The 1,115-nt window shown below is 78.3% G+C and carries 1 pseudogene; it reads left to right on the forward strand.

Annotation, left to right across the window (positions count from 1 at the left end):
- Window positions 1–1,115 (forward strand): annotated as a pseudogene (locus BST28_RS24320) (hypothetical protein); the annotation flags it as partial.

Raw genomic sequence — 1,115 nt, forward strand, 5'->3', positions numbered from 1 at the left:
TCGCCGGGGCGGGCGGCAATGGCGGCGCCGGGGCGGGCAACACCACCGGGATCAACGGCGGCATCGGCGGCGCGGGTGGCCACGGCGGCGACGCCGGGACCGGTGGTGGCGGCGGTAACGGCGGTGCGGCCGGCAGCACCGCGGGTGGTGGCGGGACCGCCGGGGCCACCGGTGCGGACGGCGGGCTGCCGAGCGGGCCCAGCGGCAATGGCGGCGACGGCGGACGCGGCTATGACCAGCAGACCACTGGCGCTGCCGGAGGGCAGGGCGGCCGCGGCGGCGACGGCGGCAACATCGGCAACGGCGGCAACGGCGGTGCCGGCGGAAATGGGGGCAAGGGGGCGACGGGGCAGAACCCGACGCCGACTGGGACCGCCACTGCCGGGTCGACCGGCGCGAACCAAACGCTCAGCAAAGACGCCCAGCCCGGCGGGCCCGGCAGCGACGGCAGCACCACGATCGTCCAGATCGGTGGGACCGGCGGAACCGGCGGCAAAGCCGGCGGACTGCTCGGCGTGGGGATCAATATCGGGGGCGACGGGGGCAGCGGAGGCGATGGCAGCGCGGGTGCCGCCGGCGGCGTCGGCGGAACCGGCGGGGCCTCCACCATCGCGCTCCTGGGTCTGCTGAGCACCGTGATCGGCGGCGACGGAGGCCACGGCGGCACAGGCGGTATCGGCGGCGCCGGTGGTGTTGGCGGCGTCGGCGGCGCAGGTGGCGCCGGTGGTGCCGGCGGCTCGATCTCCGGTGACGGCGGTGCGGGCGGTCTCGGCGGGGCCGGGGGCCAAGGCGGAACCGGTGCCGCGGGAGCGGTCGGCGGCGTCGGCGGTACCGGCGGCGAAGCGTCGGGAACGGTGAACGTCGGCACCACCACCGGTGGTGCCGGTGGGATCGGCGGCACCGGTGGAATAGGCGGTACCGGCGGAGCTGGCGGGACCGGCGGTCAAGGCGGTGGCGGGGGAACGGCGGCGCACGGGACGGCGGGCACCGCCGGCGATGGCGGTGTCGGCGGCGCCGCCGGCGACGGCGGCGTCGGTGGAACCGGCGGTGCCGGCGGCAATGGCGGCCGCGGGGTGTCGACGACCGGGGCGCTGCTGGGCGGGGATTCGCAAGGG

Origin of the sequence: Mycolicibacter kumamotonensis (assembly GCF_002086285.1) — a bacterium.
Taxonomy (GTDB): Bacteria; Actinomycetota; Actinomycetes; order Mycobacteriales; family Mycobacteriaceae; genus Mycobacterium; species Mycobacterium kumamotonense.